This is a genomic window from Pseudomonas sp. GW823-FHT03E05 (assembly GCF_058796855.1).
The window spans coordinates 667965-685288 of record NZ_JBXAJB010000002.1 but is presented as its reverse complement, the minus strand read 5'-3'; the positions used below and the strand labels follow the sequence as shown (position 1 = coordinate 685288).

Genomic DNA, 17324 nt, shown 5'->3' with positions numbered 1-17324 from the left:
CAGGTGACAACCCATGAATGATTTACAGCTCGACGAATTCAAGACCGACGAAAATGCCGCCATGGTGTTGCTGGTGGACGACCAGGCCATGATCGGCGAAGCGGTGCGGCGTGGGTTGGCGAACGAGGAAAACATCGATTTCCACTTCTGCGCCGATCCGCACCAGGCCATTGCCCAGGCGATCCGCATCAAGCCCACGGTGATTCTCCAGGACCTGGTGATGCCGGGCCTGGACGGCCTGACCCTGGTGCGCGAGTACCGCAACCACCCGGCGACCCAGAACATCCCGATCATCGTTCTCTCCACCAAGGAAGACCCGCTGATCAAGAGCGCGGCCTTTGCCGCCGGGGCCAACGACTACCTGGTCAAGCTGCCGGACAACATCGAGCTGGTGGCGCGCATTCGCTATCACTCCCGCTCCTACATGACCCTGTTGCAGCGTGACGCGGCCTACCGCGCCCTGCGGGTCAGCCAGCAGCAACTGCTGGACACCAACCTGGTGCTGCAACGGCTGATGAACTCCGACGGCCTGACCGGGCTGTCCAACCGCCGGCATTTCGATGAGTACCTGGAGCTGGAGTGGCGGCGGGCGATGCGTGAACAGAGCCAGCTGTCGCTGTTGATGATCGACGTCGACTACTTCAAGACCTACAACGACACCTTCGGCCACCTGGAGGGCGACGAAGCCCTGCGCAAGGTGGCCACGGCGATTCGCGAGGCCAGCAGCCGGCCTTCCGACCTGCCGGCCCGCTACGGCGGCGAAGAGTTCGTGCTGGTGCTGCCCAATACCTCGCCGGGCGGGGCGCGACTGGTGGCCGAGAAGCTGCGCCAGACGGTGGAAGCCTTGAAAATCCCCCATATCGCGCCGGTGGAGGGCGCGAGCCTGACCATCAGCATCGGTCTTTCCACCGTAACGCCGCAGCCCAACAGCCATTGCCGGCAGTTGATTTCGGCGGCGGACAAGGGGCTGTACCTGGCCAAGAACAACGGCCGCAACCAGGTCGGGATCGAGTAACCGCCTCAGCTTCCAGGCTGCTCGTCGGTCGCCGGGGCCCGAGTGACGGGCACCAGGGTGTCGCCGAACAGGTAGTAGCTGTGGCTTGCGGTTTGCGAGCAGGTGAGAAGGGCGGCTTCGACCCTGTATCGGGTGTGCAGGTCGAGCCTTTTCTCGTTGAAGAGGTTGTTCAGCCGGCAGCAGGCGGCGATGGGGTAGTCACCGAAGCTGTAGCTGAAGTGGCCATTTCTGTGGCTGGAGACCCAGGTGGCGCTGAATTGACCTTGCAGCCACTGGGTCCGGGCTGCCACCTCGCTTTGCTGGCCTTTCAGACGATGGAAGACCCACCGCCACAGGAAGATCGCCCACGGCACCAGCAGGGCGCAGGCCAGCTGTGGGGAGATCAACAGCCAGACCCCTTGCAGCAGGATCAGCACGAACAGGCTCAGGAACAGGCATATGAATGCCTGTGCTCCCCTGAGATTGCGACGCTCGCGGGCCTTGATGTAGCGGATTTGCGAGTCGCTGAGGGTTCTCTCCATGGCGGGCTGTTTCCTGGTTCTGCTGGCAATCGAGTGCGAGAAGTGGCATTCACGCTCGGATTGTATAGGTCCTGGCGCTTAAATTAGCGGGTCTAATTGCGCTTAAAGCCGCTAAGCGGGCTGCCGTGAATCAGTGATTCCGTTATAATCTCCGGCTTTCAAAAGTTCGCCAACGAGTGCCGCCCCCCATGGAAATCAACCCGATCCTGAACACCATCAAGGACCTGTCCGAGCGCTCCGAAACTATTCGGGGGTATCTTTGACTACGATCAAAAGCATGAGCGTCTGACCGAGGTCAATCGCGAGCTTGAAGATCCGAGTGTCTGGAACAAACCCGAATACGCCCAGGAACTGGGCCGCGAGCGCGCAGCGCTGGCACAGATCGTCGAGACCCTGGACGAACTGAACGGCGGCCTGGCCGATTGCCGCGATCTGCTGGACATGGCGGTCGAGGAAGAGGACGAAGGCGCGGTGGGCGATGTCGTCGCCGAGCTGGCCCGTCTCGAGGAAAACCTCGCCAAGCTCGAATTCCGCCGCATGTTCAGCCACGAAATGGACCCGAACAACGCCTACCTGGACATCCAGGCCGGCTCCGGCGGCACCGAGGCCCAGGACTGGGCCAACATCCTGCTGCGCATGTACCTGCGCTGGGCCGACAAACGCGGTTTCGACGCGACCATCATGGAACTGTCGGCCGGTGAAGTCGCCGGTATCAAAGGTGCGACCGTGCACATCAAGGGCGAATACGCCTTTGGCTGGCTGCGCACCGAGATCGGCGTGCACCGTCTGGTGCGCAAGAGCCCGTTCGACTCCGGCAACCGTCGCCACACCTCGTTTTCCGCCGTTTTCGTCTCGCCCGAGATCGACGACAAGGTGGAAATCGAAATCAACCCGGCAGACCTGCGGATCGACACCTATCGTTCCTCCGGTGCCGGTGGTCAGCACGTAAACACCACCGACTCGGCCGTACGTATCACCCACGTACCGACCAACACCGTGGTCAGCTGCCAGAACGAACGTTCCCAGCACGCCAACAAGGACACCGCCATGAAAATGCTGCGGGCCAAGTTGTACGAGCAGGAAATGCAGAAGCGCAACGCCGCGTCGCAAGCGCTGGAAGACACCAAGTCGGACATCGGCTGGGGTCACCAGATCCGCTCCTACGTGCTCGATGCGTCGCGGATCAAGGATCTGCGCACCAACATCGAACGCAGCGACTGCGACAAGGTACTCGACGGCGACATCGACGAATACCTGGAAGCCAGCCTGAAATCGGGCTTGTAATACTGCAATACGGGATCGGCTGACACGGTGCGATCCCGTAGGAGCCGGCTTGCCGGCGATCTCCAGGCCGAAGGCCTGGGGGCAATGAACCTGTGATGGAATTTCAAAAGACATGAGCGACCAACAACTCGACCCGCAAGCCCTGCAACAGGAAGAAAACTCCCTGATCGCCCTGCGCAAGGAAAAGCTTGCTGCCGAGCGCGCCAAGGGCAATGCCTTCCCGAACGACTTCCGCCGCGAAAACTACTGCGAAGATCTGCAGAAGAAATACGCGGACAAGACCAAGGAAGAGCTCGCAGAGGCTGCAATCCCGGTCAAGGTTGCCGGTCGCATCATGCTCAACCGTGGCTCGTTCATGGTGATCCAGGACATGACCGGTCGCATTCAGGTCTACGTCAACCGTAAAACCCTGTCCGAAGAAACCCTGGCCTGCGTCAAGACCTGGGACATGGGCGACATCATCGCTGCCGAAGGCACTCTGGCCCGTTCCGGCAAGGGTGACCTGTACGTTGAAATGACCAATGTGCGCCTGCTGACCAAGTCGCTGCGCCCGCTGCCGGACAAGCACCACGGCCTGACCGACACCGAGCAGCGCTACCGTCAGCGCTACGTCGACCTGATCGTCAACGAAGAAGTACGCCAGACTTTCCGCGTGCGTTCGCAAGTGATCGCCCACATCCGCAGCTTCCTGATGAAGCGCGACTTCCTCGAAGTCGAAACGCCGATGCTGCAGACCATCCCTGGCGGCGCGGCGGCCAAGCCGTTCGAAACCCACCACAACGCGCTGGACATGGAAATGTTCCTGCGTATCGCCCCTGAGCTGTATCTGAAGCGCCTGGTGGTTGGCGGTTTCGAGAAAGTGTTCGAGATCAACCGCAACTTCCGTAACGAAGGCGTTTCGACCCGTCACAACCCTGAATTCACCATGTTGGAGTTCTACCAGGCTTACGCCGACTACGAAGACAACATGGACCTGACCGAAGAACTGTTCCGCGAACTGGCGCAGTTGGTCCTGGGCAGCACCGACGTGCCGTACGGCGACAAGGTGTTCCACTTCGGCGAGCCGTTCGCGCGCCTGTCGGTGTTCGACTCGATCCTCAAGTACAACCCCGAACTGACCGCTGATGACCTGAACGACATCGACAAGGCTCGCGCCATTGCCAAGAAGGCCGGTGCCAAGGTGCTGGGCTTCGAAGGCCTGGGCAAGTTGCAGGTGATGATTTTCGAGGAACTGGTGGAGCACAAGCTGGAGCAGCCGCACTTCATTACCCAGTACCCGTTCGAAGTGTCGCCGCTGGCCCGTCGCAACGACGATAACCCCAACGTCACCGACCGTTTCGAGCTGTTCATTGGTGGTCGCGAAATCGCCAACGCCTACTCCGAGTTGAACGACGCGGAAGACCAGGCAGAGCGCTTCATGGCCCAGGTGGCGGACAAGGACGCCGGTGATGACGAAGCCATGCACTACGACGCCGACTTCGTCCGTGCCCTGGAATACGGTATGCCGCCCACCGCCGGCGAGGGCATCGGTATCGACCGCCTGGTGATGTTGCTGACCAACTCGCCGTCGATTCGCGACGTGATCCTGTTCCCGCACATGCGGCCGCAAGCTTAAGTGCTCTGAATAATCAGCCGCCTTTATCAGGCGGCTTTTTATTGTCTGGTTGGAACTGACGTACCGCTTCTAATTCTGTGTGATTTTTAAGAGGGAATACCTGTCGTGAACCGCGCAATTGCTCAAGAAGGTGCAGCTGGCATCGCCACTGCGGTGGCTGAAAGTGTTCAGTACCAGGGCCGCAAGGCCAGCCGCCAAGGCAGTGAGCAGCGTAGACAGGATATTCTCGATGCCGCCATGCGCATTGTCGTGCGTGACGGCGTGCGGGCCGTGCGCCATCGTGCGGTGGCCGCCGAAGCCGGTGTGCCCTTGTCGGCCACCACCTATTACTTCAAGGATATCGATGACCTGCTCACCGATACCTTTGCCCAGTACGTGGAGCGCAGCGCGGCGTTCATGGCCAAGCTGTGGGCCAGCAACGAGGGGCTGCTGCGGGAAATGGTCGCCTATGGCGACGGCAGCGCCGCCTCGCGCTCGCAACTGGCCGACGATATCGCGCGTATGACCGCCGATTACGTACGGCGCCAGTTGAATACCCGTCGTGAACACTTGATGGCCGAACAGGCCTTCCGCCAGGAAGCCTTGCTTAACCCGCGCCTGGCGCAGCTGGTGCGCTCGCACCAGCAGATCCTGCTGCACGGCACTTGCCAGTTTTTCCAGGTCTTGGGCTCGCGGGAGCCGCAGCAGGATGCCAAGGTATTGACGTCGATAATCGGCCGGATGGAATATCAGGGCCTGCTCAACGGCGCCGAGCCGCTGGTGGAAGAAGAGATGCTCGGCATCCTCACGCGCTACATGCATCTGGTTCTGGCTTCGGTCTGAGCCGCCCGGCCTGGCTTGCCGGCTGCGGCCTGGCGGTCGTGGCCCGCGCCAGCGGCTACAGTGATTCTGGTGTTCATGGGAGAGTTGCATGCAAGCCTGGCGCGTCCTGATTGCCCTGTCGTTCCTGCTGCTCAGCGGTTGCCTGGTGGCCTTCAAGGAGCCGCTGCCGGCTGCGCAGGCGGCGCCTGCCCAATTGCTGGGCAAGTGGGCCAGCAAGAATGCCTGGGGCGAGCCGCTGAACATCCAGCTCAGCCAGATCGGCGCCAACCGCTACCGTGCCTCGAGTTACCCAGGCGGCACGGCGCGCCCGCGGGACACCTATGATTTCACCGTGTCCCGGCATGGCAACCGCTGGTACCTGTCAGCGGCGGTGCCCCAGGCCTTTGGCGGGCACTACAGCATTGCCGGCTTCGAGTTGACGGCAAGGCACGAACTGGTGCTTTACACCCTGGACCTGGAACAGATTCGCCAGGCCCTGGGTCAAAAGGCCTTGAACGGTGAGCCCATGGCCACGGCCGAAGGCGATGGCGTGCTGATCAGCAGCCCCTTGCCCGAGGTCTTCGCCTACCTTGACGACCCCGCCAATTCCGACTTGTTCGTCGAGGCGGCGCGCTTCAAGCGCGTGGGCAAGTGACCCCGCGCTACAGACCCATTCAATAGGAGCTTTTGGTGGACGATTACCAGCAGACGATACGCACCTTGTCCGATCGCATAGTGCTGGCCCAGACACCGATCCGCGTGCTGGATGCGGTGAAGTGGGACGAGAACGTCCGCAAAGGCTTTCTCAAGGCCAAGGGCAAGGAAATGCCGGCGGTGGACCGCGCCTATTACGAGGGGCGGCCACTGTCTTTCGATTCTGGCGCAGTGAAGCTGGAATTCCAGAACATCGAGCGCGACATCACCCGCCAACTGGGCCAGTTCAACCCGGTGGGGCAGATCATGCGCCGCATGTGCAAGGAATACCGCATGGTGGTACGCATGCTCGAAGCACGGGGTACCGGCGACTTCGGCCTGATCTCGCAGGAGCTGTACGGCGCCGCATCCGATGCCTTCCATGCCGGCGACCCGACCCTGGCGGACCTGGGGCTGATGATGTCCGATTACCTGAACAACATCGACGGTCGGGGCGATCTCAAGGACGAACCCAAGACCCTGAGTGCCAAGGATGCCGTGAGCCTGCTGCAGAGCCGCCTGAACAAGGTGTTCGGCGAGGCGGAGGAAACCATCCGGGTGTTCGAGTCCGACGGTATCGTCGCCGACGCCGCGGCGGGCGCCGACTACATCAAGATCCGCAGCGATGCGATGTTCAACAACCGTGACGTGCGAGCCCTGGAAGTCCATGAGGGGCTGGTGCACGTGGGCACCACCCTGAACGGCCTCAACCAGCCGATCTGCACCTTCCTGGCCAAGGGCCCGCCCTCGTCCACGGTGACCCAGGAGGGGCTGGCGATCCTGATGGAGATCATCACCTTTGCCTCTTACCCCAGCCGCTTGCGCAAGCTGACCAACCGCACCCGGGCCATCCATATGGTGGAGGAGGGCGCGGACTTCCTGCAGGTGTTCGAGTTCTTCCGCGAGCAGGGCTTCGAGATGGCCGAGAGCTACGGCAATGCCAGCCGGGTGTTCCGCGGGTCGGTGCCCACGGGGCTGCCGTTTACCAAAGACTTGTCCTACCTCAAGGGCTTCATCATGGTTTACAACTACATTCAGCTGGCTGTGCGCAAGGGCAAGCTGGAGCAGGTGCCGCTGCTGTTCTGCGGCAAGACCACCCTCGAGGACATGCGCACCCTGCGCCAGCTGGTGGACGAAGGGCTGGTGGTGGCACCCAAGTACCTGCCCGAACAGTTTCGCGACATGAACGCGCTGTCGGCCTGGATGTGTTTCTCCAACTTCCTCAACCATCTGAGCCTGGACCGGATCGAGGCGGACTACTCCAACATTCTTTGACTTCTGCCGGGGGGCGTACATGGACGTATCCACAGACAGCTGTAGCCACTGGCACAGGCTGCGACAAGGCCCGCAGGGCCTTCAGCGCCCATCCGGGTACAGGCCAGGGGGCTGCGGATGAGCCGGCTACTGAAGTGTTGCGCGGTATTTGCCCTGCTGCTGGGCCTGCAGGGCTGCAGTTCGTTGCTGTTCTATCCCGAACCCGGGCTGCCTTTCACCCCTGAGCGGGCCAGGCTCGAATACCGTGACGTGACCCTGACCACCGCCGATGGCCTCAAGCTGCACGGCTGGTGGCTGCCGGCCAAACCCGGAGTGGCGGTCAAGGGCACGGTGCTGCACCTGCATGGCAACGGCGGCAATCTGGCCTGGCACCTGGGGGGTAGTTGGTGGCTGCCGGAGCAGGGCTATCAGGTGCTGCTGGTGGACTATCGCGGTTATGGCCTGTCCGAAGGTGCACCGAGCCTGCCGGCGATCTATCAGGATCTGGATGCCGCGTTCAAGTGGCTGGACCAGGCCCCCGAAGTGCAGGGCAAGCCATTGATCGTGCTGGGGCAAAGCCTGGGCGGCGCCCTGGCCATCCACTACCTGGTACAGCACCCCGAACGTCAGGCCCAGCTCAAGGCCATCGTCCTCGATGGCGTACCGGCCAGTTATCGCGATGTCGGGCGCTATGCCCTGAGCACTTCCTGGCTGACCTGGCCGTTGCAGGTGCCGTTGTCGTGGCTGGTGCCGGACACCGACAGCGCGATTCACTCGATGCCGCGCCTGACCGGGGTACCGAAACTGATCTACCACAGCATCGACGATCCCATCGTGCCCCTTTCCAATGGCATCCGTGTGTATCAAGCTGCGCCCCCGCCCAGGGTCCTGCAACTGACCCGCGGCGGCCATGTGCAAACCTTTGCCGATCCGACCTGGCGCCGCGTGATGCTGCGCTACCTCGATGATCCGCAGCATTTCGACGGGTTGCGCCGCCTGGGGGAGATCCCCAATTACCCGACGCCCCCGAATTCAGCAGTTGAACCTCCAGAGAGTCCGCAATGAGTGAAGAACGCAACGCCATTCCCATGATCATCACCGGTATCTGCAGCATCATCGTCACCGTGGGCAGCCTGTGGTACTACGGCTACCTGCACTTCGCCAAACCGGAGGATGCATTGCTGCTCAGCGACTTCACCATGCTCAAGACCGTGCCCGGCGAGGACTACAAGATCTCCCTGCAACCGGCCGATGAAGTGGCCCAGTGCATCGACGGTGTACTGGTGCTGTTCGACACCCAGCAGAAAGGCCTGACCGGGGTGCTGGTGAACAAGAAGAAGCAGGCCGTGCGTTGCATGGGGCAGGAAACCCCGCAACTGGAGCAGTGATCTGTTCGCCGGCAAGCCGGCTCCTACATGGATAACGGCATAAAAAAACGCCGCCGACCTGAAGAGGTCGGCGGCGTTTTGTCTTACCTGCCTATATAGGCAGGGTGCCCGATCAGTTGCGGCTGACCGACGAACGTGGTGCTACCGGCTGGTTGTCGTTGGAGATGGTGACTTCCACGCGACGGTTCATGGCGCGGCCGGAAACACTGCCGTTATCGGCCACCGGATATTCCTTGCCATAACCCTGGCTGACGATGCGCGCCGGGTCGATACCCATGCGGATCAGAGCCATCTGCACCGAGCCGGCACGGCGCTCGGACAGCGACTGGTTGTAGGAATCGCTGCCGGTGCTGTCGGTGTAGCCTTCGACGATCACCTTGCGATCGGGGTTCTGCTGGAGGAATTGCGCCAGCTTGTTGATGTTCACCAGGCCGCTGGATTTCAGGTCGGACTTGTTGGTGGCGAACAGCACGTCACCGAAGGTCACCAGGGTGCCGCGGTCGGTCTGCTTGGCGTTGAGGCTGTCCTGCAACTGCTTGATCTGCGCGTCGCGGGCATCGAGGATGGCGCGGGCGCGCTGGTCGCCGGCGTCCTTGAGCTTGGCTTCGGCGGTGCGCAGGGCAATGGTTTCCTTGGCCACTTCAACCCGCTGGTTGGTCAGGTAGGCCAGTTGGTCGACCTTCTTCTCGTCGTCCTTGTTCAGGTAGGCCTTGTCGGCCTTGTCCATCCAGTCGGCGGCGTCCTTGGTTTCCAGGGCGGCGACCTTGCTGGCCTGCGGGTTGGCCTGCAGGGCGGAGAAGTTGGTGCGGGCGTTTTCCAGGTTGGCGTTAGGCGGGGTGGAGCAGGCCGCCAGGGCTACGCTCATGGCCAACAGGGCTGGGATCATCAATTGTTTGCGCATAATGGTTCGTCCTTTCAATCAAATACGAGTACGTGGGAATCGGCGGCGGCTTCTTATTGCACGCTACGCATGCCTTCCTGACGCAGTTCCTGAACGCCTTTCTGCGAGTCTTTCAGCGCCTGCTCGGCCTTGGCGGCCTGGGCCTTGCGCTCTGCTACGCGGGCGTCCCACTCGGCTTGTTCAGCCAGGCGGCGGGCTTCGTCGTACTTCTTGTCGTGCATGGCAATCTCGGCTTGCTTGAGCTTGTCCTGCGCCGACTTCATTTCCACGGCAGCAAATTCGGTACCGCCTGCGCTCACTGCGCTATTGACCGCAGATTGCGTGACCGCGTACTGCTCGGTGGGCGGGTTCCCGGCACAACCGGCCAGAACCATGCTGCTACCGAGGGCCAGCGCGGCCAGCTTCAGCCCGCGCAGAGAGGTGAACGAGGATTTGGCAGTGCTGATCTTCATGGTCTTCAACTCCATTGGGTAACTCCTGGAAAACATCAAAATCCATCCTGGTTCTGGCGCCGTGACGCTTCAGTGACGACGAGCGCTGATGGCAAAATTTGAAACGGCCGTTCCAGTGATGGCTAATGGGTGTGACCCGAGGCTTTTTTGAATAGTTCAGAGAAAGATGGCGATTGGCCGGAAAAAAATCTGACGCATCGGACAGGGCTCTAGATCGGGAACTTTTGCCGTGCGCAGGGGTATCCCCGACCCTTTGCAGGGCCGGGAAGGATGATTGTCAGGTGTGCGCGGGAGTGTGGAAGGTCAGTGCTTGGGCTTGTCGGACTGGCTCGCCAGCAGGTGCAGATGCTGGCGCGACAATGCCAGGAAACGAGGGGTGGGACCCACATCCTCGTACAGTGGATCGCCCTCTTCATCGGTGGCCACGACGTGCTGGCCCTGGATGTAGGGGAAGCTCGCCTCCAGCTCTTCCAGGGCGGCGCCGATCAGTTCGCCGAGCAGTTCTTCGGTCTGGCGTTTGGGGTACATCTCGGAAAGGGCGGCCAGGCGTGCGGCGGCTTCCACATCCAGGTGAATCCGGTAGCCGGTCCGGGTCAGGCGACCCTTGGCGTTTTCTTCCCAGTGTTGCGCAAGTTCACGGATTTTCATGATGACCTCAATGAACACCTGCTCGTGGCAGGCTGGGTTGAGTGGACCGGCCGGGGCCGGTAGGCGGCCCTCGTGCGGCCTATGCTTGAGACTAGCTGCATCGCCGAAGGTTTGGTGCGCTTTGCCCCACGCTTGCTAAGCGAGGTGTGCAGGCGGCACTCTTGAGCCTTCCGTGCCGCCTTGAGTCCGCTGGAGAACACCTCGATGACCGATATTGATGCGCGCTTGCGCGAAGACGTTCACCTCTTGGGGGAACTGCTGGGCAATACCATTCGCGACCAGTACGGGGAGGCTTTCCTCGACAAGATCGAGCAGATTCGCAAAGGCGCCAAGGCCGATCGCCGGGGCTCGCCGGGGGCCGAGCTGAGCGCCAGCCTCGACCAGTTGAGCGAGGACGAACTGCTGCCGGTGGCCAGGGCCTTCAACCAGTTCCTCAACCTGGCGAACATCGCCGAGCAGTATCAGTTGATCCACCGCCGCGACGAGTCGCAGCCTGCACCCTTCGAGGCTCGGGTGCTGCCGGAGCTGCTGGCTCGCCTGCGCGCCGAAGGGCACAGCGCCGATGCTCTGGCCCGGCAACTGGGGCGCCTGGAAATCGAGCTGGTGCTGACCGCTCACCCCACCGAAGTGGCGCGCCGCACCCTGATCCAGAAATACGATGCGATTGCCGGGCAACTGGCGGCCCAGGACCACCGTGACCTCACCAGCGCCGAGCGCGGGCAGATCCAGGAGCGCCTGCAACGCTTGATCGCCGAGGCCTGGCACACCGAGGAAATCCGTCGGACCCGACCCACTCCGGTGGATGAAGCCAAGTGGGGCTTTGCGGTGATCGAGCATTCGCTGTGGCAGGCGATCCCCAATTACCTGCGCAAGGCCGACAAGGCCTTGTTCGAGGCCACCGGGCTGCACCTGCCGCTGGAGTCGGCGCCGATCCGCTTTGCGTCGTGGATGGGCGGCGACCGTGATGGCAACCCCAATGTCACCGCTGCGGTAACCCGCGAAGTGCTGCTGCTGGCGCGCTGGATGGCCGCCGACCTGTACCTGCGGGACATCGACCACCTGGCGGCCGAGCTGTCCATGCAGCAGGCCAGCCCGGCGCTCCTGGCCAGGGCCGGAGATAGCGCCGAGCCTTATCGGGCGCTGCTCAAGCAATTGCGCGAACGCCTGCGGGCCACCCGCAACTGGGCCCACGCGGCGCTCAGCGCGGCGGTGCCGGCGGGCGCCGAGGTGTTGCACAACAACCGTGACCTGCTGGAGCCGCTGCAGCTGTGCTACCAGTCGTTGCACGAGTGCGGCATGGGAGTGATTGCCGACGGGCCGCTGCTCGACTGTCTGCGCCGGGCAGTGACCTTCGGTCTGTTCCTGGTGCGCCTGGATGTACGCCAGGATTCCAGCCGGCATACCTCGGCCATGACCGAAATCACCGATTACCTGGGCCTGGGGCGTTACGAGGACTGGAGCGAGGAGGATCGCATCACCTTCCTGATGCGCGAACTGAGCAGCCGTCGGCCGTTGTTGCCAGGCTATTTCAAGCCCTCGGCGGACACCGCCGAAGTGCTCGCCACCTGCCGCGAAATTGCTGGTGCGCCAGCGGCGTCCCTGGGTTCCTATGTGATTTCCATGGCCGGCGCGGCCTCCGATGTGCTGGCAGTGCAGTTGCTGCTCAAGGAATCCGGTGTGCTGCGGCCGATGCGCGTGGTGCCTCTGTTCGAGACCCTGGCGGACCTGGACAACGCCGGCCCGGTGATGGAAAAACTGCTGCACATGCCGGGCTATCGTTCGCGCCTGCAAGGGCCGCAGGAAGTGATGATCGGCTACTCCGACTCGGCCAAGGATGCCGGCACCACGGCTGCTGCCTGGGCCCAGTACCGGGCCCAGGAGCGGCTGGTGGACATCTGCCGCGAGCAACAGGTGGAACTGCTGCTGTTCCACGGCCGCGGTGGCACCGTGGGGCGTGGCGGCGGCCCGGCCCACGCGGCCATTCTGTCGCAGCCGCCGGGCTCGGTGGCGGGGCGTTTCCGCACCACCGAGCAAGGGGAAATGATCCGCTTCAAATTCGGCCTGCCGGACATCGCCGAGCAGAACCTCAATCTCTATCTGGCCGCGGTACTGGAGGCGACCCTGTTGCCGCCGCCGCCACCGCAGCCGGCCTGGCGTCACCTGATGGACGAGCTGGCCAGCGATGGCGTCCGGGCCTACCGCGAGGTGGTGCGGGACAATCCGCAGTTCGTCGAGTACTTCCGCCAGTCCACTCCGGAACAGGAGCTGGGCCGCCTGCCGCTGGGCAGCCGCCCGGCCAAGCGCCGTGCCGGGGGCATCGAGAGCCTGCGGGCGATCCCCTGGATCTTCGGCTGGACCCAGACCCGCCTGATGTTGCCCGCCTGGCTCGGCTGGGAAGCGGCCTTGAGCAAGGCCCTGGCCCGTGGCGAGGGTGACCTGCTGGGGCAGATGCGTGAGCAATGGCCGTTTTTCCGCACCCGCATCGACATGCTGGAGATGGTGCTGGCCAAGGCCGATGCGGATATTGCCCGCTCCTATGACGAGCGCCTGGTGGAGGCCGAACTGTTGCCGTTGGGCGAGCATTTACGCGACCTATTGTCGCAGGCTTGCGCGGTGGTCCTGGGCCTGACCGGGCAGTCGCAACTGCTGGCGCACAGCCCCGATACCCTGGAGTTCATCCGCCTGCGCAACACCTACCTCGACCCGCTGCATCTGTTGCAGGCCGAGCTGCTGGCGCGCTCGCGCAAGCAGCAGGCGCCGCAAGGAAGCCCCGTGGAACAGGCGTTGCTGGTCTCCGTGGCCGGTATCGCCGCTGGCTTGCGCAATACCGGCTGAGGTGCGAGAGGGCTGCCGGCCAGCTGCGCGGCAGCCCCGATCAAGGCAATTGCGAGGTGTCGTTCTGGTTCATCTGGCGACACTTTGTTGTCGGGTTGCGACTTGTTCTACCCGGCCAATGGGGCACAAAAGGGCCGGGTTCCTCCGACTTTCGACTGCTTGTGTGCGCTGTGTCGGCTGTGTATCTTGATCAGCCTTTGGCCGTTTGGGCGGCCACACCCCCATTTTTGAGATTGGCCCCACGAGGCGAATCCGAGCGTTTCTAAATAAAAAATTGAGGAGCACATCGATGCGCGTAATTCTGCTGGGAGCTCCCGGGGCCGGTAAAGGTACTCAGGCAAAGTTCATCACCGAAAAGTTCGGTATTCCACAGATCTCCACCGGTGACATGCTGCGTGCTGCGGTCAAGGCCGGCACCGAGCTGGGCCTGAAGGCCAAGAGCGTGATGGACAGCGGTGGCCTGGTGTCCGATGACCTGATCATCAACCTGGTCAAGGAACGCATCAGCCAGGCCGACTGCGCCAATGGCTTCCTGTTCGACGGCTTCCCGCGCACCATTCCCCAGGCCGAAGCGCTGGTGAAGGCCGGAGTCGAGCTGGACAACGTGGTGGAAATCGCCGTCGACGACGAAGAGATCGTCCAGCGCATCGCCGGTCGCCGTGTGCACGAAGCTTCGGGCCGGGTCTACCACACCGTCTATAACCCGCCGAAGATCGCCGGCAAGGATGACATCACCGGTGAAGACCTGGTGCAGCGCAAGGACGACACCGAGGAAACCGTGCGTCATCGCCTGTCGGTCTACCACTCGCAGACCAAGCCGCTGGTGGAGTTCTACCAGCAACTGGCTGCCACCCAGGGCAAGCCTAAGTACAGCCATATCCCTGGCGTCGGTTCGGTGGAAGTGATCACCGGCAAGGTACTCGAAGCCCTGAGCTGAGTTGCCTGAGCGTTTGATCGTTGAACGGCCCGCTTGCGGGCCGTTGCTGTTTATAATGCGTCACTTTTTTCAATGCCTATGGAACCCCGAATGAGCACCTTGCTGGCCCTGGACACCGCGACTGAAGCTTGCTCCGTTGCTTTGCTGCATGACGGCAAGGTCACGAGCCATTACGAGGTGATCCCGCGCCTGCATGCGCAGAAGCTGTTGCCGATGATCCAGGAGCTGCTGGCCAATGCCGGGGTGACCTTGCAACAGGTCGAGGCCATTGCCTTTGGCCGTGGCCCGGGCGCCTTCACCGGGGTGCGCATCGCCATCGGCGTGGTGCAGGGCCTGGCCTTTGCCCTGGAGCGCCCGGTGCTGCCGGTATCCAACCTGGCGGTGCTGGCCCAGCGGGCTCTGCGCGAGCATGGCGCGACCCAGGTGGCTTCGGCCATCGATGCGCGCATGGATGAAGTCTATTGGGGCTGCTACCAGGAAGTTGCCGGCGAGATGCGCCTGGTGGGCGCGGAAGCGGTATTGCCGCCGGAAGTCGCGGCCCTGCCCGAAGGCTCCAGCGGCGACTGGTTCGGTGCGGGCACCGGTTGGGGGTATGGCGAGCGCATTGCCGTCGAACTCAGCGGCCAGGACGCCGGCATGCTGCCGCATGCGGTCGACCTGCTGACCCTGGCGCAATTTGCCTGGGAGCGCGGCGAGGCGATCGTTGCCGACCAGGCCCAACCTGTCTATCTGCGGGACAAGGTCGCTACTCCCAAGGCCCGTTGAACCCAGAACAAATGTGCGCGGTTATGTGGATAACTCCTGCATACGCCCGCCAATCGTCCGTTTTTTCAGCCTGAACCTGCCCGGTTTTAAACCTTTTGGCTTTTCTGTGTTCTAGTTATCACTTGGGCATTTGCTAAGTCGAAGCGGTGCCGCTAAATTGCCATCATCGACCCCGGGCTTTTCTGTATGCGTATAGACGGCATCTCCTCTCAGTCCTACCCCATCAAGCGCAAGCCTCGCAAAGGCCGTGCGCTGGTAGACGAGTCCCTGGACGATGCCGACGCCATTGAAGTGCAGCCCGAGCCTTCGGCCCAGAGCCGTTCCCAGGCTTCTTCCCCACGCACCGGCAATCTTCCCGCCCGCCCCCAGGACATGATCTTCCAGCGGGCGATGAAAAAGAGCGTGGCCAACGCCCTGGCCAGCTACCTGACCACCGCCGGCTTTGTCGATTGGGATATGGAAGTGGTGGGTCTCGACCTGCATATCTGATGCTGCCTTATTTCCTCGGTTGTCCTTCCTGGAGCGAAAACGCCTGGCGTGAGTACCTGTACCCGGAAGACGCCCGGCCCAATGATTTCCTCGGCCTGTATTGCCAGGTCTTCAACGCCGTCGAAGGCAATACCACCTTCTATGCACGGCCGGCGCCCGGAACCGTGCAGCGCTGGGCCGAGATCATGCCCGAGCACTTTCGCTTTACCGCCAAGTTCCCCGGTGACATCAGTCACGGCGGCGACCTGCGCGAGCAGTTGAGCGCCGCTGAGTCCTTTATCCAGCTGCTCAGCCCCCTGGGTGAGCGGGTGTCGCCGCTGTGGCTGCAGTTGCCGGCCAGCTTTGCGCCCCAGCGTCTGGCGGAACTGGCCGGGTTCATCGATGGCCTGGAGCGGCCGCTGGCGGTGGAAGTGCGACATCCGGAGTTCTTCACCAAGGGCGATGCCGAGCGCATGCTCAACCGGCTGCTGCGCGAGCGTGGCGTGGAACGCATCTGCCTCGACCCGCGGGCCCTGTTCAGTTGCACGTCGACCGCTCCTGCGGTGCTGCATGCGCAGTCGAAAAAGCCCAAGGTGCCACCGCGCCCCGCAGCCTTCACCCAGTTTCCCCAGGTGCGCTTCATCGGTCATCCGGAGCTTGAGGCCAACGATCCTTTCCTTGAGCCCTGGATCGACAAGGTCGCCGGCTGGATCGAAGAGGGGCGTACGCCCTACGTGTTCCTGCACACTTCGGACAACCGTCTGGCGGCCGAACTGGCGCGGCGTTTTCACGCCCGGCTGATGCAACGTTTGCCTGGCTTGCCCGCATTGCCTGAGTTATACAGAGAGCCCGCTGCGGAGCAACTCGGCTTGCTCTGAAGCGCCTTCACGGCCTTCTTCAGGAGCGAGCCAATGGACGCGCAAACCCTTCGAGCCACTGCCTTCAGGGCCCTGCATGAACGCGCCGGAGCCTTCGTCATTCCCAACCCCTGGGATGCCGGTTCGGCGAAGATGCTCGCCAGCCTCGGCTTCGAGGCCCTGGCCACCACCAGCGCCGGCTATGCCTTTTCCCTGGGGCGCCCGGATGCCGAAGGTGCACTCAGCCTGGAGGACACGCTGGACAACGTGCGCAGCATCGTCGGCGCCAGCAGCCTGCCGGTGGCGGCGGACCTGGAAAACGGGTTTTCCGACAGCCCCGAAGGCTGTGCCCAGGCGCTGCTTCTTGCGGCGGCCAGCGGTGTGGTCGGTGCTTCGATCGAGGACGCCACGGGCCATGCCGAGCAGCCGATCTACGATTTCCAGCTGGCGGTGGAACGCATCGAGGCCTGCGTGGCGGCCGTTCGCAGTCTGCCCTTTCCCTTTACCCTGACCGCCCGGGCGGAAAACCTGCTGCACGGGCGTGATGATCTGGCAGACACCATTCGCCGCTTGCAGGCCTTTGCCGAGGCCGGTGCCGATGTGCTCTATGCCCCGGCCCTGGGCAGTGCCGAGGATATCCAGCAGGTGGTGCGGGCGGTGGCGCCCAAGCCGGTGAACGTGCTGATGTCGGGAGGCCTCAACCTCAGCGTGGCGCAATTGTCGGAGCTGGGCGTCAAGCGCATCAGTGTCGGTTCGGCCCTGGCGCGGGCCGCTTACGGAGCCTTCTACCGGGCTGCGCAAGATATCCATAGCCACGGGCGTTTCGATTTTGCCGACCGGGCGATGCCGTTCGGGCAGATCAATCAAATGTTCAAGCAGCCGTGAAACGG

18 protein-coding genes are annotated in these 17324 nt (G+C 62.8%); 14 read left to right on the top strand and 4 right to left on the bottom strand.

The features are described from left to right. The first annotated feature begins 13 nt into the window (after positions 1-13). A complete protein-coding gene (locus AC1RCO_RS10915) occupies positions 14-1015 on the top strand; it encodes a response regulator (protein WP_011059483.1) in 1002 nt (333 codons plus the stop codon). Between the two features lie 5 nt (positions 1016-1020). Here AC1RCO_RS10915 and AC1RCO_RS10910 read toward each other — a convergent pair whose 3' ends face one another. After that, positions 1021-1536: a hypothetical protein gene (locus AC1RCO_RS10910; RefSeq protein ID WP_492617693.1), complete on the bottom strand. Its 516-nt coding sequence runs from the start codon at positions 1534-1536 to the stop codon at positions 1021-1023. Positions 1537-1724: 188 nt separating this feature from the next. Between AC1RCO_RS10910 and prfB the strand changes: the two genes are divergently transcribed. The 7 genes from prfB (at position 1725) to AC1RCO_RS10875 (ending at position 8571) form a co-directional block, all read left to right on the top strand. Beyond that, positions 1725-2820, top strand: a protein-coding gene (gene prfB / locus AC1RCO_RS10905) for a peptide chain release factor 2 (RefSeq protein WP_100255254.1) whose coding sequence is annotated in 2 segments (ribosomal slippage) — positions 1725-1796 and positions 1798-2820 — 1095 coding nt in all. Because the reading frame shifts where the segments join, the coding sequence is not laid out codon by codon here. 112 nt (positions 2821-2932) lie between these two features. Further along, entirely contained in the window at positions 2933-4435 is a 1503-nt protein-coding gene (gene lysS / locus AC1RCO_RS10900) for a lysine--tRNA ligase (RefSeq protein WP_072451182.1), read from the top strand. A 105-nt stretch (positions 4436-4540) separates the two neighbouring features. Further along, positions 4541-5257, top strand: coding sequence for a TetR/AcrR family transcriptional regulator (locus tag AC1RCO_RS10895; RefSeq protein ID WP_065364558.1), 717 nt, complete (start codon positions 4541-4543; stop codon positions 5255-5257). A gap of 88 nt (positions 5258-5345) precedes the next feature. Continuing rightward, complete coding sequence (locus tag AC1RCO_RS10890) at positions 5346-5891, top strand: hypothetical protein (RefSeq protein ID WP_015634309.1); 546 nt, start codon at positions 5346-5348, stop codon at positions 5889-5891. Between the two features lie 35 nt (positions 5892-5926). Then, entirely contained in the window at positions 5927-7204 is a 1278-nt protein-coding gene (locus tag AC1RCO_RS10885; RefSeq protein ID WP_011059489.1) for a flavohemoglobin expression-modulating QEGLA motif protein, read from the top strand. 117 nt (positions 7205-7321) lie between these two features. After that, on the top strand, positions 7322-8248 hold the full coding sequence (locus AC1RCO_RS10880) for an alpha/beta hydrolase (RefSeq protein ID WP_019093912.1): 927 nt from the start codon (positions 7322-7324) through the stop codon (positions 8246-8248). Further along, positions 8245-8571, top strand: a complete 327-nt coding sequence (locus AC1RCO_RS10875; protein ID WP_011059491.1) for a PA3694 family proteiin — start codon at positions 8245-8247, stop codon at positions 8569-8571. Before AC1RCO_RS10880 ends, AC1RCO_RS10875 begins: the two co-directional genes overlap by 4 nt. A gap of 112 nt (positions 8572-8683) precedes the next feature. Here AC1RCO_RS10875 and lptF read toward each other — a convergent pair whose 3' ends face one another. From lptF to AC1RCO_RS10860, 3 genes are all read right to left on the bottom strand, one after another. Further along, complete coding sequence (gene lptF, locus AC1RCO_RS10870) at positions 8684-9472, bottom strand: lipotoxin F family OmpA-related lipoprotein LptF (RefSeq protein ID WP_011059492.1); 789 nt, start codon at positions 9470-9472, stop codon at positions 8684-8686. A gap of 53 nt (positions 9473-9525) precedes the next feature. Then, the gene (locus tag AC1RCO_RS10865) at positions 9526-9939 is read right to left on the bottom strand and encodes a DUF4398 domain-containing protein (RefSeq protein WP_011059493.1); all 414 of its coding nucleotides are present in this window, start codon (positions 9937-9939) and stop codon (positions 9526-9528) included. Between the two features lie 288 nt (positions 9940-10227). Beyond that, entirely contained in the window at positions 10228-10572 is a 345-nt protein-coding gene (locus tag AC1RCO_RS10860; protein WP_015634311.1) for a hypothetical protein, read from the bottom strand. A 204-nt stretch (positions 10573-10776) separates the two neighbouring features. On the opposite strand from AC1RCO_RS10860, the gene ppc reads away from it, so the two are divergent. The 6 genes from ppc (at position 10777) to AC1RCO_RS10830 (ending at position 17319) form a co-directional block, all read left to right on the top strand. Next, positions 10777-13407: a phosphoenolpyruvate carboxylase gene (gene ppc / locus AC1RCO_RS10855; protein WP_011059495.1), complete on the top strand. Its 2631-nt coding sequence runs from the start codon at positions 10777-10779 to the stop codon at positions 13405-13407. A gap of 289 nt (positions 13408-13696) precedes the next feature. Further along, positions 13697-14344, top strand: a complete 648-nt coding sequence (adk, locus tag AC1RCO_RS10850; RefSeq protein ID WP_015634313.1) for an adenylate kinase — start codon at positions 13697-13699, stop codon at positions 14342-14344. A 90-nt stretch (positions 14345-14434) separates the two neighbouring features. Then, on the top strand, positions 14435-15109 hold the full coding sequence (gene tsaB / locus AC1RCO_RS10845) for a tRNA (adenosine(37)-N6)-threonylcarbamoyltransferase complex dimerization subunit type 1 TsaB (protein ID WP_019093910.1): 675 nt from the start codon (positions 14435-14437) through the stop codon (positions 15107-15109). Positions 15110-15295: 186 nt separating this feature from the next. Beyond that, positions 15296-15598 carry a hypothetical protein gene (locus AC1RCO_RS10840; protein ID WP_015634315.1) on the top strand — a complete coding sequence of 101 codons (303 nt, stop codon included), beginning with the start codon at positions 15296-15298 and terminating at the stop codon, positions 15596-15598. Further along, the gene (locus tag AC1RCO_RS10835) at positions 15595-16455 is read left to right on the top strand and encodes a DUF72 domain-containing protein (RefSeq protein WP_026020060.1); all 861 of its coding nucleotides are present in this window, start codon (positions 15595-15597) and stop codon (positions 16453-16455) included. Before AC1RCO_RS10840 ends, AC1RCO_RS10835 begins: the two co-directional genes overlap by 4 nt. 33 nt (positions 16456-16488) lie before the next feature. Continuing rightward, positions 16489-17319 carry an isocitrate lyase/PEP mutase family protein gene (locus tag AC1RCO_RS10830; RefSeq protein WP_065364557.1) on the top strand — a complete coding sequence of 277 codons (831 nt, stop codon included), beginning with the start codon at positions 16489-16491 and terminating at the stop codon, positions 17317-17319. The last annotated feature ends 5 nt before the right edge of the window (positions 17320-17324 follow it).

Bases quoted from the DNA above. Each gene is read 5' to 3' on its own strand.
- AC1RCO_RS10915 (WP_011059483.1), top strand. From the start codon at position 14: ATGAATGATTTACAGCTCGACGAATTCAAGACCGACGAAAATGCCGCC.
- AC1RCO_RS10910 (WP_492617693.1), bottom strand. From the start codon at position 1,536: ATGGAGAGAACCCTCAGCGACTCGCAAATCCGCTACATCAAGGCCCGC.
- lysS (WP_072451182.1), top strand. From the start codon at position 2,933: ATGAGCGACCAACAACTCGACCCGCAAGCCCTGCAACAGGAAGAAAAC.
- AC1RCO_RS10890 (WP_015634309.1), top strand. From the start codon at position 5,346: ATGCAAGCCTGGCGCGTCCTGATTGCCCTGTCGTTCCTGCTGCTCAGC.
- AC1RCO_RS10880 (WP_019093912.1), top strand. From the start codon at position 7,322: ATGAGCCGGCTACTGAAGTGTTGCGCGGTATTTGCCCTGCTGCTGGGC.
- AC1RCO_RS10875 (WP_011059491.1), top strand. From the start codon at position 8,245: ATGAGTGAAGAACGCAACGCCATTCCCATGATCATCACCGGTATCTGC.
- lptF (WP_011059492.1), bottom strand. From the start codon at position 9,472: ATGCGCAAACAATTGATGATCCCAGCCCTGTTGGCCATGAGCGTAGCC.
- AC1RCO_RS10865 (WP_011059493.1), bottom strand. From the start codon at position 9,939: ATGGAGTTGAAGACCATGAAGATCAGCACTGCCAAATCCTCGTTCACC.
- AC1RCO_RS10860 (WP_015634311.1), bottom strand. From the start codon at position 10,572: ATGAAAATCCGTGAACTTGCGCAACACTGGGAAGAAAACGCCAAGGGT.
- ppc (WP_011059495.1), top strand. From the start codon at position 10,777: ATGACCGATATTGATGCGCGCTTGCGCGAAGACGTTCACCTCTTGGGG.
- adk (WP_015634313.1), top strand. From the start codon at position 13,697: ATGCGCGTAATTCTGCTGGGAGCTCCCGGGGCCGGTAAAGGTACTCAG.
- tsaB (WP_019093910.1), top strand. From the start codon at position 14,435: ATGAGCACCTTGCTGGCCCTGGACACCGCGACTGAAGCTTGCTCCGTT.
- AC1RCO_RS10840 (WP_015634315.1), top strand. From the start codon at position 15,296: ATGCGTATAGACGGCATCTCCTCTCAGTCCTACCCCATCAAGCGCAAG.
- AC1RCO_RS10830 (WP_065364557.1), top strand. From the start codon at position 16,489: ATGGACGCGCAAACCCTTCGAGCCACTGCCTTCAGGGCCCTGCATGAA.